Source organism: Haloferax volcanii DS2, from assembly GCF_000025685.1.
Taxonomy (GTDB): Archaea; Halobacteriota; Halobacteria; order Halobacteriales; family Haloferacaceae; genus Haloferax; species Haloferax volcanii.
On record NC_013967.1, the window covers coordinates 2233897 to 2247312 of the forward strand.

13 protein-coding genes are annotated in these 13416 nt (G+C 66.5%); 8 read left to right on the forward strand and 5 right to left on the reverse strand.

The window, feature by feature from the left end:
• The first annotated feature begins 32 nt into the window (after positions 1 to 32).
• Positions 33 to 446: a DUF7113 family protein gene (locus HVO_RS16100; RefSeq protein WP_004042257.1), complete on the forward strand. Its 414-nt coding sequence runs from the start codon at positions 33 to 35 to the stop codon at positions 444 to 446.
• A 60-nt stretch (positions 447 to 506) separates the two neighbouring features.
• On the opposite strand, the gene HVO_RS16105 is transcribed toward HVO_RS16100, so the two are convergent.
• Positions 507 to 1781, reverse strand: coding sequence for a DNA double-strand break repair nuclease NurA (locus tag HVO_RS16105; protein WP_004042258.1), 1275 nt, complete (start codon positions 1779 to 1781; stop codon positions 507 to 509).
• 149 nt (positions 1782 to 1930) lie between these two features.
• Here HVO_RS16105 and HVO_RS16110 point away from each other — a divergent pair, with 149 nt between their 5' ends.
• Complete coding sequence (locus HVO_RS16110) at positions 1931 to 2590, forward strand: HAD family hydrolase (RefSeq protein WP_004042259.1); 660 nt, start codon at positions 1931 to 1933, stop codon at positions 2588 to 2590.
• Positions 2591 to 2609: 19 nt separating this feature from the next.
• Here the strand turns inward: HVO_RS16110 and HVO_RS16115 are convergent, their stop codons facing one another.
• Together HVO_RS16115 and HVO_RS16120 are read right to left on the reverse strand one after the other, a co-directional pair.
• Positions 2610 to 3014, reverse strand: a complete 405-nt coding sequence (locus HVO_RS16115; protein WP_004042260.1) for a hypothetical protein — start codon at positions 3012 to 3014, stop codon at positions 2610 to 2612.
• A gap of 74 nt (positions 3015 to 3088) precedes the next feature.
• A complete protein-coding gene (locus tag HVO_RS16120) occupies positions 3089 to 3535 on the reverse strand; it encodes a DUF2240 family protein (protein WP_004042261.1) in 447 nt (148 codons plus the stop codon).
• Between the two features lie 129 nt (positions 3536 to 3664).
• Between HVO_RS16120 and HVO_RS16125 the strand changes: the two genes are divergently transcribed.
• Complete coding sequence (locus HVO_RS16125; RefSeq protein WP_004042262.1) at positions 3665 to 4042, forward strand: 30S ribosomal protein S8e; 378 nt, start codon at positions 3665 to 3667, stop codon at positions 4040 to 4042.
• A gap of 169 nt (positions 4043 to 4211) precedes the next feature.
• Here the strand turns inward: HVO_RS16125 and HVO_RS16130 are convergent, their stop codons facing one another.
• Positions 4212 to 5213: a phosphate uptake regulator PhoU gene (locus HVO_RS16130; RefSeq protein ID WP_004042263.1), complete on the reverse strand. Its 1002-nt coding sequence runs from the start codon at positions 5211 to 5213 to the stop codon at positions 4212 to 4214.
• 346 nt (positions 5214 to 5559) lie between these two features.
• Here HVO_RS16130 and HVO_RS16135 point away from each other — a divergent pair, with 346 nt between their 5' ends.
• The 5 genes from HVO_RS16135 to phoU all read left to right on the forward strand — a co-directional run bounded on the left by HVO_RS16135 (position 5560) and on the right by phoU (position 11020).
• On the forward strand, positions 5560 to 6597 hold the full coding sequence (locus HVO_RS16135; protein WP_004042264.1) for a PstS family phosphate ABC transporter substrate-binding protein: 1038 nt from the start codon (positions 5560 to 5562) through the stop codon (positions 6595 to 6597).
• A gap of 63 nt (positions 6598 to 6660) precedes the next feature.
• Positions 6661 to 7620: a phosphate ABC transporter permease subunit PstC gene (gene pstC / locus HVO_RS16140; RefSeq protein WP_004042265.1), complete on the forward strand. Its 960-nt coding sequence runs from the start codon at positions 6661 to 6663 to the stop codon at positions 7618 to 7620.
• A 1-nt stretch (position 7621) separates the two neighbouring features.
• Complete coding sequence (pstA, locus tag HVO_RS16145) at positions 7622 to 9250, forward strand: phosphate ABC transporter permease PstA (RefSeq protein WP_004042266.1); 1629 nt, start codon at positions 7622 to 7624, stop codon at positions 9248 to 9250.
• Positions 9251 to 9301: 51 nt separating this feature from the next.
• On the forward strand, positions 9302 to 10150 hold the full coding sequence (gene pstB, locus HVO_RS16150; RefSeq protein ID WP_004042267.1) for a phosphate ABC transporter ATP-binding protein PstB: 849 nt from the start codon (positions 9302 to 9304) through the stop codon (positions 10148 to 10150).
• Positions 10151 to 10339: 189 nt separating this feature from the next.
• The gene (gene phoU, locus HVO_RS16155; protein WP_004042268.1) at positions 10340 to 11020 is read left to right on the forward strand and encodes a phosphate signaling complex protein PhoU; all 681 of its coding nucleotides are present in this window, start codon (positions 10340 to 10342) and stop codon (positions 11018 to 11020) included.
• A 91-nt stretch (positions 11021 to 11111) separates the two neighbouring features.
• Here phoU and HVO_RS16160 read toward each other — a convergent pair whose 3' ends face one another.
• Entirely contained in the window at positions 11112 to 13343 is a 2232-nt protein-coding gene (locus HVO_RS16160; protein ID WP_004042269.1) for a CDC48 family AAA ATPase, read from the reverse strand.
• Between the last annotated feature and the right edge of the window lie 73 nt (positions 13344 to 13416).

Sequence of the window (13416 nt, forward strand, 5' to 3'; positions counted from 1 at the left end):
CGACTTTTCCGTCTCGCGAACCTAGTCCGGCTATGTTATTGGTCCGCGGTCGCGGCGGCGGCACGGCACTCACCGGGACGATATTCGAACGGGGGGAGCAAGCGCCGACCTACCGCGGCGCGCCGGACGAGGACGCGCCCTACGTCTGGGTCTGCGACGAGTTCTACGAGGTCGAAAGCGGCGGCTCGGAGACCGAAATCGACGGGCGGACGATTCGCGTCGCCTTCGACACGCCGCTTCCCCGCGGCTTCGACACCCGCGAGCAGGCGCTGTCGGCCGCGAAAGAACACGTCAGGACGCAGTTCGCGCGGGTCGGCGTCCCAGCCGACGAGGTGCGGGTCGAGGTCGTCAGGCCCGAAGAGGAGGGGACGCCGGAGGCCGAACAGCCGGTCCCGACGGACCGCTCCGCCGACGAAGGCTCTCCCGAGGGCGACGCGTCGCACTAGGTCGCGCTGAGTCGGGCGCGCGCCCGATTCCGGTCTGCCGCGCGGGCAACGCCCCGAGACTCACTCGTCGGCGTCGACCCAGCGGATGTTGTCGTAGCTTTTCATCTGGTCCGAATCGAGCTTATCGGAGAGTTTGCGCCTGAGCGCCGCCTTCTCACCGACGCTCACCCGCGCGAGCTCGTCCGCCTTCTCGACCGCAAGCGGCGGCCCGCGCGTGGCGGCCACGTCGCGGACGACGTGGTGCATCAGGTCGGCGCGGCGGTCGGGGTCCTTCGTGAACGCGTAGGGCGCTTCGACCCGGTAGCACACGTCGGTTCGGGGGTCGTACAGCACGAAGAACGTCACCGCGTACGCCTCGGGGTCGAGCTTCCGCTCGATGCCGAACGCCTCGCCCTCGGCGCTCAGCTGGCGGTCCGAGCCGCCGCGGGAGACGAACCAGCTCGTGAACGTGAGTTCGTCGGTGCGGCGCTCGTCGCCGTCGGCTCCCTCGCGGCGTTCGAGCAGGCTGACGAAGAAGGCGGCGTCGTCCACCCACGGCCGCCGGCCGGCGTCGCTTCCGTCGAGCTGTTTCCTGACCGTGCGGACGACGTGTTTCGCGCCCGGATTTTTCACGAAGCCGGCGAGGGGCACGTCGCGCTCGACGAAGCGCTCGACGAGGCGGACGTAGTTCTCCACGACGGCCTTCGGTTTGGCGTCCCGCGCGAGGTCCTTCAGTTCGGCGTCGCGGTCGCGCCAGTTCAGGAGTTCCTTCGGATACACCGGCCCGTCGAGGATGAGCAGGTCGGAGACGGCGTCGGCGTGTTCGAGCGCGTGGGCGCTCTCGGCGAGGTAGAGCGCGAGCGCGTGGACGACCCCCTCGGCGTAGCGGTTGACCCGCGGGACGCTCAGGACGCGCCGGCGGCCGTAGCCCTCGTCGGAGTGGAGCCACTCGTCGGTGTCGAAAAACTGGACCGGGTCGTGGGTGTGCGCCGCCATGACGATAGAGCGGTGGCGGTGGAGGTCGAGGTTCGACGGCTCGGCGGCCATCGCGGCGTGGGCCACGTCGAGGACGAGCCCGTTTTTGAACGTCGTCGGGTTGATGGTCCCCGAGTCGAGGCCGTGAACGGTCGGAAACGGCGACTCCGTGAGCGCCACGTCGTCGATATCGGCGGCGTGGAGCTGTTTTTCGCCGAGCGGCTCGACGATTGGGAGTCCCCCGTCGGGCGATTCGAGGGGGTCGAGCCACGATTCCCAGACCGTCCGCGCGAGGTCGTCGTAGTCGGCGTCGTCGACCGAGTCAGCGATGGAACTCGCCATGGACGCGATGTCGTCCACGTGGACGGGGTCGAGGGTCATATCTCGGCGTCGTCGCCGACGAGTATAGTGGTTGTCGTCGTCGGTGGGGTCGCCCGGTCGGAACCAGACGCGAGTCGGTACGGGACGGGTCTCTCCCTCGACAGGTCCCGGCACGCTCATACCGCTCCGTTGCCAACGCTTCACCGACGATGTCTGTCAGCGCGGTCGGGTTCGACCTCGACTACACACTCGCGGTGCCGACGCGGGACCGCGAGACGATTCTCTCGGAGGCGGCGGCGGCGGCGGGCGCGCCCCCGCTGACCCGAGAGGCGTATCTCCGGGCACACCAAGAGAATCTCACGCGCGAGACCCGCGCGCCCATCTTCGAGACGCTCCTCGACGAGCACGGCTCTCCCGTCGACCCGGAGCGCGTCGCGACGGCGTACAGAGAGCGAATCACCGACGCGGTCGTCCCCGTCGAGGGCGTCGAGGCGATGCTCGCCGGCCTGCGGACGACCTACCGCGTCGGCCTCCTCACCAACGGGCCGGTCGTCGCCCAGGAAGCGAAAATCGACAAACTCGGCTGGCGCGACCACTTCGACACGGCGCTCGTGACGGGCGCGCTCCCCGCCGGCAAGCCGGACGGGCGGGCGTTCGAAGCCCTGCTCGACGACCTCGGAACCGCCCCCGACGAGACCGTCTACGTCGGTGACAGCGTCCACCACGACATCGCCGGCGCGCACGACGCCGGGCTGCTTCCGGTGCAGGTGCTCGGCGACGGCTGTGACGACCCCGACCCGCGAGCAATCGCACATATCCACCGCGATGACTTGCCGGCCGAGCTTCCGAAGCTCCTCGCGGACCTCTGAACCGGTCGCGCGAGAGCGTCTATCCTTCGTCTTCCTCTCGCTCCCCGGCGTCGAGCGCCGCGACCAGCGCGCGGAACGCCGGAAGCGTCCACTTCACCTGCGCGCCGTCCTCGACGAACACGAGCGTTCGCGGCGGGCGGACCGCCTTCGGGCGCACGCGAAGCCCCGCCTCGGAGGCGGCCTCGGCGGTCACGTCGGGGTGGGCGAGGAACTCGACGCGGGCGCGGTCCGGTTGGACGTACACCTCGGCGACGCGTTCGCCGTCGGCGGCGACCGCGTAGGCGAGCGCGCCGTCGTCGGTCGGTTCCACGTCGGGGTCGGAATCGACGACGGAGAGTACCGAGAAGGCGTCCTCGTGGCCCGTGACCTCCGAGGCGAGCAGTTGGGCGATGCGTGTCCCGTCGGAGAGCGAATCGACGACCATGCCGGTCGTTCGCGCCCGGGCGGTTTCGGGGTGTCGCTTCGCGGCGGGCGTCGGCCGAGCGCGGAAAATGTGACCTACTCCGCCAGCGAGCGCTTTGCTTTCGCGGCCGCGTCGTCGACGTTCACGTCGTTCGAGCGCGCGAAGAGGACCGCGGCGGCCTCGGCGGTGATGCAGAGGCGCGACTGCCGCTCGTTGATGCCGGCGACGGCGGCCTGTTTTTCGACGCCGGCGGCGACGCAGGCGTCGAGAATCTGCTCGAACGCCGACTGCTCGCGGAGGACGGCGGCGTCGGGTTCGAACTCCTCGGGAATCTGTACGTCGGCGGGGTCGAACGTCGCGACGACCTCGCCGTCGTCGCGTTCGACGAGGCCGCGGCCCGCCGCGAGGTCGATGAGGCGCTTGGCCTGGTCCGGGGAGAACCAGTCGCGGTCGAGCGACAGGGCGACGACGAACTCGCCCTCGCCGAGGCGGGTCGAGCCGTGTTGCCGGAAGGGGACGGCGACGGTGACGTCGAGACTCATCGCTTCGACGGCGGGCGCGGGCGAACTAAACGGTTTGTGTTGCCTCCGCCCCCGAGCGACGTGGTGGCACTCGTCTCCGCCGAGCACCGATTCGAGCGATTCAAGTAGTCACCGAGGTTTTTACCCCGTATGAAGGACCAAGGACGCTCCAAGCGGAAGCGGACCGGCGGTCGGCGCAAGCCGTCCCGAAACAAGAAGCGATACCAGCTGGGCCGCGAACCCGCCGCCACGACGGTCGGCGAGCCCCGGTTCCAGATTATCGACTCCCGCGGCAACAACGAGAAGCTCCGCGCGCTCTCGACGAACGTCGCGCAGGTCGCAGACGGTGCCGACGTGACGCAGGCCGACATCGAAGGCGTCGTCGACAACCCGTCGAACGTCAACTACGCCCGCCGGAACATCATCACGAAGGGCTCCATCATCGACACGAGCGCCGGTCGCGCCCGCGTCACCTCCCGCCCCGGTCAGGACGGACAGGTCAACGCCGTCGTCGTCGACGACGAGTAACTCTCTCTCCCCGCGTCGTCGTTTCGGCGCGGCTCGACTGTTTTACTCCCGCGAGCCGCGCGGCCGTCGCTCGCGGGCGCGATTGGTCGAAGTCGCACACGGAACTGGACGGTCCCGAATCGAATCGTGCGACGAACCGACCGGCGGGCCGACGCGGCGGGTCGGCCGGTCAGGGCGTCGGCGCGGCCTTCTGGAGCGCCGTTTCGGCGATGTTGCCGCCGTAGTCGGCGCTCCGCGAGACGGAGTCGACGATGAGGCCGAGCAGTTGCGCGCGCGCCGGGTCGAGGTCACGGAGGAGTTCGTCGATGCCGCGGGCGCTGGCGTCGATGGCCTGGACGGCCTCGCGGGACTCGTTGGCGAGGCGGCTCGCCTCGTCGCTCTCCTCGGCGAACAGCGCGTCCATCCCGCCGTTGACGACGCTCTCGGTGTCCTTGAACAGCTCCTGAATCGCCTGGACGATTTCGCCGTCGACGGGCTCCTCGAAGTTCAACGAGAGGTGGGCGATTTTGGTCGCGTGGTCGCCGATGCGCTCCAGTTGCCGGGCGGCGGACTGGTAGTCGAAGCAGATTTCGCGGGGGAGGCCGAGCTCTTCTGCGGCCTTCGGGGTCCGGAGCGTCGCCCGGAAGATGCGGGAGACGACCATCCAGAGGCGGTCGACGTCGTCGTCGCGCTGGATGACGTCGCGGGCCATGTCGTCGTCCTGCTTGGCGATGGCCGCGATGGCGTCTTCGAGCATCGAAAGCGCGATGAGTCGCATCCGAGTGACCGCGTTGTGGATGGAAAGCTCGGAGGAGTCGAGCAGGTCGCGGATGACGACCCGGTCGCGCGTCTCTTCGAGCACTTCGAGCCCGACGAGACTCTGGGTCGCCTCGCGGATGGTCCGGCGCTGGTCGGTCGTGATGCGCGAACTCTCCAGCGCGATGATGTCGAACCCGCTCACGTACATCGTCATGACGGCGCGCGTGAGTTCGTCGCCTTCGAGGGTCGCGATGTCGAGGGTTCCCTCGGTGCGTTCCTCCTCGGAACGGGGCGTCAAGAACAGCGAGTCGCCCTCCGGATAGAACTCGACTTCGCTCCCCGCCGAGACGCCGTTGTCCGTCGCCCAGTCTTTGGGAATCGAGACGGTGTAGGTGGAACCGCCCGTCACCTGCACCTTTCGGGTTTCGACCATGTCCGTGGGTGGTTCTCAATCCACAATAAAACTGTCTATGTCTATATATTGGAGTTCGTTTTTATGTGATGAGTGCGAACGAACGTGACTCGTGCCGATTCGAGCGCGAACTGCCGCTCACTCAGTAGTCATTTTGCGCCGCGTCCGTCGCCCCGAACGTCCCGGGTTTTCTGACACATCGGAGAAAGTTCGCGCACGAGACGGCCATGAATGGGGTAATCGGCTGTTTCTGTCGATTTCACTCTGTTATTGTCACACGTTAGCATCTACTGGGGACATACTGGAATGTACTACTATATAGTCGTCATAGCAGGGTATTTACGGAAAAATCGGCTCCTCAAAATCGATGACGCGTAACTCGGACAGCGGTCTTTCGCGGCGTAAGTTCCTGATTGCCTCGGGCGCGGCCGGTCTCGCTGGACTCGCCGGGTGTACGGAGAACAACACCGACGGCGGTGGCTCCGGCGGCGACTCTGAGGGTGAGGACTCGTCGGGTGACGGGAGCAACGAACTCTCCGGAACCATCGACATCGCCGGCTCCTCGACGGTGTTCCCGCTCGCGACCGCGATGGCCGAGCGCTTCCAGACCGAGCACTCCGAGGTCAACATCAACCTCCAGTCCACCGGCTCCGGTGGCGGCTTCGCGAACTACTTCTGTACGGGCCAGACCGACTTCAACAACGCCTCGCGTCCCATCAAGGGCGAAGAGCAAGACCAGTGTGAGAGCAACGACGTGACCCCCGTCGAACTCAAAGTCGCCACCGACGCGCTGACGGTCATCGTCAACAACGACAACGACTTCCTCGGCGAGGGGCTCACCGTCGAACAGCTCCAAACCATCTTCTCGGCCGAGTCGACGCCGACGACGTGGTCGGACGTCAACTCCGAGTGGCCCGACGAGGAAATCGAGATTTACGGTCCCACCAACGCCTCCGGTACCTACGACTACTTCATCGAGGCCATCATCGGGGAGGAGGGCCCGGGCCACCGTCAGGACTACTCCGCGACCGAGCAGGACCGCACTATCATCCAGGGCGTCGAAGGCTCCGAATACGCGATTGGCTACCTCGGCTTCGCGTATTACAGCGAGAACACCGACGCCGTGCAGGCCGTCCCCATCGAGAACGACGCCGGCGAGTTCGTCGAGCCGTCGCTCGACACGGCGCTGTCCGGCGAGTACAACCCCCTCTCCCGCCCGCTGTTTACCTACCCCGCCCGCGAGTCGCTCGCGGAAGAACACGTCGCGGAGTTCGCCCGCTACTGGATAGAGAACTCCACCAGCCGCGAAATCGTCGCCGACGAGGTCGGCTACGTCCCGCTGGACGAAGACGACCAACAGGAGATGCTCGACACCCTCAACGCGGCCATCGAGGAAGCCAACTAGCCGCTTTCTCGACAGAATCAGCTAACGAAGCGCTTTTTCATACACCACGATTCAATCCAACCAATGAGCACAGATGACCTCGAAACCGACCTCACGCGGAACACGGAGAACGCGCCGCGTGAGCTACTGACGCGGTCGTTCTTCTTCCTGTGCGCGGCGTTGTCCGTCGTGACGACCCTCAGTATCGTCGGGCTCCTCATCTCGGAGGCGGCCAAGTTCTTCACGCTGACAGCTCCGCTGATGGGAGTGGTGGGGGAGACGGCGTCTATCGTCGACTTCCTCACCGGAACCACCTGGCAGATACACAGCCAAGAGTTCGGCGTGCTGGCGCTCGTGTCGGCGACGCTGATGGTCACCATCGGGTCGGCCATCATCGCGCTCCCGCTCGGCGTCGCCACCGCCATCTACCTCAGCGAGTACGCGAGCGCACAGGCGCGCTCGATTCTCAAGCCCGCGCTGGAAATCCTCGCCGGCGTCCCGACCGTCGTCTACGGCTTCTTCGCGCTTATCTACATCACGCCAGCACTCGAAGTCGTCTTCCCCGGCATCGGGACGTTCAACATGCTCTCTGCGAGCATCGTCGTCGGCATCATGATTATCCCGATGGTCGCCTCGATCAGCGAGGACGCGATGTCCGCCGTCCCCGACGAACTCCGGCAGGCGGGCTACGGCATGGGCGCGACGAAGTTCGACGTGTCCACCGGCATCGTCGTCCCCGCCGCGCTGTCCGGCATCTTCTCCTCGTTTATCCTCGCGCTCTCTCGCGCCATCGGCGAGACGATGGCCGTCACCGTCGCCGCGGGCGCGCAGGCGAAGTTCCTCAATCCGCTCAACCCCGCGTCGTACCTCGAAGGCGCGCTGCCGATGACCGCCGCCATGGTCCAACTTCTCACCGGTGACATCACGGGCGGCGGGCTGGCCTACCGCAGCCTGTTCGCCATCGGCCTCGTGCTGTTCGTCATCACGCTCGTCATGAACGTCATCAGCGACTACGTCTCGCGGCGCTACCGGGAGGCATACTGAGATGGCGACCGACACCGATTCCGGCTACATCGACAGCTTCGGACAGGTCAGCCGAACCACCGGGACCGTCTTCCGGTATCTGCTGTTGGCCGCGACGATGTTCGGCATCGTCACGCTCGCGGTCCTCCTCGTCTACGTCGCCAACGACGCGATTCGCCCGCTCACCGCCGACCCCGGCTGGCATCTCACCTTCTTCCTGACGCTCGTCGTCCCCGCCGCGGTCGTCGGCGGCTATCTCGCGCGCCGGAACGTGCCGGCGCTCAAACTCGGCGGCATGGTCGTCGGGATGCTCGCGGTGTTCCTGATGTTCAGCGGGGGCGTCGCCATCGTCTTCGTCGACATCGTTCCGCCGCTGACCGGCCTCTCGTACGTCGTCGCCCTCCTCGTCCCGGCGGCGCTCGTCGTCGTCCTGACGAAGTACGAACAGCGGATTTCCTTCACCCTCCGCGTCGCCGCGACCGGGGCCGCGTTCGTCCTCTCGCTCGTCGGCGTGCCGGGCTACTTCCACAGTATTCCCGAAATCGTCCGCCAACTTCCCGTGGTCCCCGCCGACTGGGTGATTCTGACGCTCGTCCTCGGCGGCGTGGCCGCGGTCGCCGTCGGCCAGTACGTCGCCCGCATCCGCGAGGACACCACCGCGGGCCTCGCCGCGGGCGCGTCCGCGCTCCTCTTGACCGGCCTCGCGGCCGTCGTCGGCCCGACGCTCGGCGTCGACGCCAACGCCGCCGCCGTCGTCACGTCGGTCGCGTTCGTTCCCACGCTGGCGTACGCCGGCGGCGCGGCGGTCACCCGCGAACGGGAGCGAATCGGCCTCCTGCTCGCGGCCGTCGTCGTCGTCGGCTCGCTCGTCGGCGCGGCCGCGGTCGACGTGTTCGGCTTCGCCGGCCCGCAGTCGTGGGTCGACTGGCAGTTCCTCACGAGCGCCCACAGCGGAACCGCCGAAAACGCCGGTCTCTACCCGGCCATCGGCGGCTCCATCCTGCTGATGGCGACGGTCGCCGCCCTCTCGTTCCCGCTCGGCGTCGGCGCGGCGGTGTACCTCGAAGAGTACGCCCCCGACAACGCCTTCACCCGATTCATCGACGTGAACATCTCGAACCTCGCCGGCGTCCCCTCGGTCGTCTACGGCCTGCTCGGGCTCGGCGTGTTCGTCACCTACCTCGGCCAGCCGACGGGGACGGTCCTCATCGGCGGCGCGACGCTCGCGCTCCTCATCCTGCCCATCGTCATCATCTCCTCGCGCGAGGCGATTCGCGCGGTCCCCAGCGATATGCGGCAGGCGTCCTACGGCATGGGCGCGACGCGCTGGCAGACCGTGAAGAACGTCGTCCTCCCGGAGGCGTTCCCCGGCATCCTGACTGGGACCATCCTCGCGCTCGGCCGAGCCATCGGCGAGACCGCGCCGCTCATCATGATCGGCGCGCCGAACGTGCTTTTCAACCTGCCGACGGAGCTCACCTCGAAGGTGAGCGCGATGCCCCTGCAGGTGTACGCGTGGTCCAGCCTGTTCGCCAGCGAGGACTTCTACACGAAAGCCGTCCCGGCGGGCGTCGTGGTCCTCTTGGCGGTCCTCCTCGCCATGAACTCCATCGCCATCGTCCTGCGCAACAAGTTCGAAAGTGAATCCTGAACATCACCAATGAGCCAAAGAGACAAAGCACCCGAGGGAGAACAGCAAGCCATGAACGGAACAGAGGACCCGACGAACGACGAGATGCTCGTCGAAACCGACGTGAGCGACGGGCTCTCTGCGTCGGGGAACTCGGTGAGTCAAGGGGTCGAGACGGTCATCAGCTCCGAGGACATCAACGTCTGGTACGGCGACGACCACGCGCTCACCGACATCACGATGGACATCCCCGAAAACAGCGTGACCGCCATGATCGGACCCTCCGGCTGCGGGAAGTCCACGTTCCTCCGCTGTATCAACCGCATGAACGACCTCATCGACGTCGCCCGCGTCGAGGGCCGACTCACGCTCCGCGGGAAGAACGTCTACGACGACGACGTCGACCCCGTCGCCCTCCGCCGCCGCGTCGGCATGGTGTTCCAGAAGCCGAACCCGTTCCCCAAGAGCATCTACGAGAACGTCGTCTACGGCCTGAAGATTCAGGGCATCGACGCCGACTACGACGCGGTCGTCGAGGAGTCGCTCAAGCGCGCCGCCCTCTGGGACGAGGTGAAAGACCGCCTCCACGAGTCCGGACTCGACCTCTCCGGCGGCCAACAACAGCGCCTCTGTATCGCCCGCGCCATCGCGACCGACCCCGAGGTGCTGCTCATGGACGAGCCCGCGTCGGCGCTCGACCCCGTGGCGACCTCGCAAATCGAAGACCTCGTCGAGGAGCTCGCCGAGGACTACACGGTCGTCATCGTCACCCACAACATGCAGCAGGCGGCGCGCATCTCCGACAAGACCGCCGTCTTCCTCACCGGCGGCGAACTCGTCGAGTTCGACGACACCCAGAAAATCTTCGAAAACCCCGAGAGCCAGCGCGTCGAAGACTACATCACCGGCAAGTTCGGATAACTCCGTCGCCGGCGCTCACCGGCGCTCGCCCGACCCTCGGGTCGCTTCTGTGCGACGTTCGATTCGTACCCGCGGAGCGACGGCCGCGTCCCGCCGTCGCGCATCCGACACGGTCGTTCGGGTGGTATCGGCGGCGCGGCCACCGAAACCATCACAAGGAATTTCACTTCGCCTGTCGGAACGCTACGTATGGCCAGAAACACGTACCAATCTCGCCTCAATCAGCTCGAAGAGGACGTGTTGTACCTCAGCGAACTCGCCGCCGAACGGGTCCGGTACGCCCTCGACGCGCTCGAAGACAAAGACGAGCGGAAGGCACAGGAAGTCATCGAGGGCGACCACGAAATCAACCGCATCTACCTCGACTTGGAACAGGACTGCATCGACCTGCTCGCGCTCCAACAGCCGGTCGCGGGCGACCTGCGGTTCATCGCGGCGTCGTTCAAAATCATCACCGACCTCGAACGCATCGGGGACCTCGCGACCAACCTCGCGCAGTACGCCATCGACGCGGAAAACGACGTGTTCGCGGAAGTCGACATCCGCCGCATCGGCGACGCCGCCCTCGACATGGTCGACCAGGCGATGGACGCCTACGAGTCCGAGGACACCGACCTCTGTCGCTCCGTGGCGGAGCGCGACGATGACCTCGACGCGATGTGCGACACCGCCTCCCAGAGCATCGTCCGCGACCTCATGAGCGGCGACGACTTCGAGGGCGACGGCGACCTCGACCCCGAGACCGCCCTCGTCGACGTGCGCCGACTCCTGCTGACGGTGCGCGACCTCGAACGCATCGGCGACCACGCCGTCAACGTCGCGGCGCGGACGCTCTACATGATAGACAACGACGACTCGCTGCTGTTCTGAGCGGGCGTCTCGAACCGACGCGTACCGACGCGTCGCTCTCTTCTTCGAACATTGCGAGAACAACACGACCGCAGAACGCCGGCCGCCGGGCTTACTGGAAGCCGATGCGGCCGCCGTCGCGGGTGTCGGGCGACAGGCCCTCGCGGGAGCCGCCTTTGAACTGGTCTTGGATGTCCTCGTAGTAGCGCATCAGTTCCTCGGTGATGGTCGGGCGGACCGACTCCATCGCCTTGCGGAAGTGGCGCATCTCTATCTCTTCGGCGTCGGAGTCCTCGCGGAGCGCCTCGATGGCCGCCTCGCGGCAGATGGATTCGAGGTCGGAGCCCACGTAGCCGTCGGTTATCTCCGCGATTTCGCGGAGGCTCACGTCCGGCGCGAGCGGACTCTGCTGCGTGTGGATGTCGAGAATCTGCTCGCGGCCCTCCTCTTCGGGCTGGCCGATGAGCACGAGGCGGTCGAACCGGCCCGAGCGGATGAGCGCGGGGTCGATCATGTCCGGGCGGTTGGTCGCCGCGATGACCATGACGTTGCCCGCGTCTTCGAGGCCGTCTAACTCCGTCAGGAGCTGGTTGACGACGCGCTCGGAGACGTTGTTGCCCATGTCGTTGCCGCGGGCCGGGGCGAGCGCGTCGAGCTCGTCGAAGAAGATGATGGTCGGGGAGACCTGCCGCGCCTTGCGGAACGTCTGCCGAATCGCCTTCTCCGACTCACCGACCCACTTCGACAGCAGCTGCGGGCCGCGCACCGAGATGAAGTTCGCGTTCGTCTCGTTGGCGACGGCCTTCGCTATCAGGGTCTTGCCCGTGCCGGGCGGCCCGTAGAGGAGCACGCCTTTCGGAGCCTCGATACCCATCCGCTGGAACTTCTCGGGGGTCGTCAGCGGCCACTCGACGCTCTCTTGGACCTTCTGTTTGGGCCCTTCGAGCCCGCCCACGTCGTTCCACGTCACCTTCGGAATCTCGACGAGCACCTCGCGCATCGCCGAGGGTTCGACCTCGCCGAGCGCGCCGCCGAAGTCGTCGTTCTTGACGACCATGCGGTCGATGAGACTCGGGGGGATGTCCTCCCTGTCGAGGTCGATTTCGGGGAGGTAGCGCCGCAGCGCCTTCATCGCGGCCTCCTTGGTCAGCGCCTCGATGTCCGCGCCGACGAAGCCGTGGGTGTCGTCGGCGAGGTCGTCGAGGTCCACGTCGTCCGAAAGCGGCATCCCGCGGGTGTGAATCTGGAGGATTTCCTTGCGACCCTCCTCGTCCGGAACGCCGATTTCGATTTCGCGGTCGAAGCGACCGGGGCGTCGGAGCGCGGGGTCGACCGAGTCGACGCGGTTCGTCGCCGCGATGACGATGACCTGTCCGCGGGCTTCGAGCCCGTCCATCATCGTCAGCAGCTGGGCGACGACCCGGCGTTCGACCTCGCCGGTCACGTCCTCGCGCTTGGGCGCGATGGAATCGAGCTCGTCGATGAAGATGATGCTCGGCGACTCCTCTTTGGCGTCCTCGAATATCTCGCGGAGCTGCTGTTCTGACTCGCCGTAGTACTTCGAGATGATCTCCGGCCCCGCGATAGAGAAGAAACTCGCCGAAGTCTCGTTGGCGACCGCGCGGGCGAGAAGCGTCTTCCCGGTGCCCGGCGGGCCGTGGAGCAACACCCCCTGCGGGGGCTCGATGCCCAGTTTCTTGAATATCTGGGGGTGCTTCATCGGCAGTTCGACCATCTCGCGGACGCGCTGAATCTCGTTGGTCAGCCCGCCGATGTCTTCGTAGGTGATGCCGCCGCCGGCCTTCTCGAAGCCGGAGATGGGCTCCTCGCGGAGTTCGACATCAGTGTCCTCGGTGACGAGGACGACGCCCTCGGGTTTCGTCTCGACGGCGATGAGCGGAATCGCCTGTCCGGGCGACCGCATAAACGGATGGTTCGTACTCGACATCACCGGGACGATGTCACGTTCGACCACGGGTCGCTTGAGAATCTGCCGTTTGACCATGCCGGCCGCGTCGGACCCGAACTGCACGCTCGCCTCCTCCGGCGGCGCGAGCACGAGTTTGTCGGCCTTCGTAGCCTCTGCTTTGCGGATAGTGACCCGTTCACCGATGCCCACGTCGGCGTTCTGCCGCGTGAACCCGTCGATGCGGACCGTATCCGTGTTCCAGTCCTGCCGGTCTGCCCGCCACACCTTCGCGGCGGTCGTTTTTCCTCCCTCGATCTCGATGATGTCTCCCGGCGAGAGCTTGAGATGGAGCAAGGTGTCCGGATCAAGACGGGCGATACCGCGCCCCGAGTCGTTCGGGTACGCTTTCGCCACTTCGAGTTGGACTTCGTTCATGATTACCTCGCGGGGATGCTGATACCTGTGAGAGGCCATCGGATAAGTCCTTCCCCGGTCGCCCCGAGGCAGC

What these genes read in the sequence shown, in the direction of transcription:
- HVO_RS16160 (WP_004042269.1), bottom strand. Translation starts at nt 13,343, where the DNA reads ATGAACGAAGTCCAACTCGAAGTGGCGAAAGCGTACCCGAACGACTCG.
- phoU (WP_004042268.1), top strand. Translation starts at nt 10,340, where the DNA reads ATGGCCAGAAACACGTACCAATCTCGCCTCAATCAGCTCGAAGAGGAC.
- HVO_RS16130 (WP_004042263.1), bottom strand. Translation starts at nt 5,213, where the DNA reads ATGGTCGAAACCCGAAAGGTGCAGGTGACGGGCGGTTCCACCTACACC.
- HVO_RS16105 (WP_004042258.1), bottom strand. Translation starts at nt 1,781, where the DNA reads ATGACCCTCGACCCCGTCCACGTGGACGACATCGCGTCCATGGCGAGT.
- pstC (WP_004042265.1), top strand. Translation starts at nt 6,661, where the DNA reads ATGAGCACAGATGACCTCGAAACCGACCTCACGCGGAACACGGAGAAC.
- HVO_RS16110 (WP_004042259.1), top strand. Translation starts at nt 1,931, where the DNA reads ATGTCTGTCAGCGCGGTCGGGTTCGACCTCGACTACACACTCGCGGTG.
- pstA (WP_004042266.1), top strand. Translation starts at nt 7,622, where the DNA reads ATGGCGACCGACACCGATTCCGGCTACATCGACAGCTTCGGACAGGTC.
- HVO_RS16135 (WP_004042264.1), top strand. Translation starts at nt 5,560, where the DNA reads ATGACGCGTAACTCGGACAGCGGTCTTTCGCGGCGTAAGTTCCTGATT.
- HVO_RS16120 (WP_004042261.1), bottom strand. Translation starts at nt 3,535, where the DNA reads ATGAGTCTCGACGTCACCGTCGCCGTCCCCTTCCGGCAACACGGCTCG.
- HVO_RS16125 (WP_004042262.1), top strand. Translation starts at nt 3,665, where the DNA reads ATGAAGGACCAAGGACGCTCCAAGCGGAAGCGGACCGGCGGTCGGCGC.
- pstB (WP_004042267.1), top strand. Translation starts at nt 9,302, where the DNA reads ATGAACGGAACAGAGGACCCGACGAACGACGAGATGCTCGTCGAAACC.
- HVO_RS16115 (WP_004042260.1), bottom strand. Translation starts at nt 3,014, where the DNA reads ATGGTCGTCGATTCGCTCTCCGACGGGACACGCATCGCCCAACTGCTC.
- HVO_RS16100 (WP_004042257.1), top strand. Translation starts at nt 33, where the DNA reads ATGTTATTGGTCCGCGGTCGCGGCGGCGGCACGGCACTCACCGGGACG.